Genomic DNA, 269 nt, shown 5'->3' on the forward strand with positions numbered 1-269 from the left:
GCATGGTAGTGGTATTCATATCTCGTTATTGCAGCCAGGTCCAATAGAAACCCAATTTAGAAATAATGCCCTGAAAGCCTTCAATAAATGGATCACCATTGCTGGCAGCGCTCATCAAGAAGCTTATCAACAACAAAAAGACCGACTCGAAAAAGAATCATCGAACAACGCTTTTGTTCTTCCGCCTGAAAGTTGTGTTGAGCCAGTTTATCACGCACTCACCGCAGAGAAACCATAGCTAAGATATCGAGTGACGACACCTACTAAGG

At 43.1% G+C, this 269-nt stretch carries 1 pseudogene; it reads left to right on the plus strand.

The features are described 5' to 3' along the window. Positions 1-235 (plus strand): annotated as a pseudogene (locus A6E06_RS19470) (short-chain dehydrogenase); the annotation flags it as partial. Positions 236-269: the final 34 nt, after the last annotated feature.

It is taken from the genome of Aliivibrio sp. 1S175 (genome assembly GCF_001690985.1).
Lineage (GTDB): Bacteria > Pseudomonadota > Gammaproteobacteria > Enterobacterales > Vibrionaceae > Aliivibrio.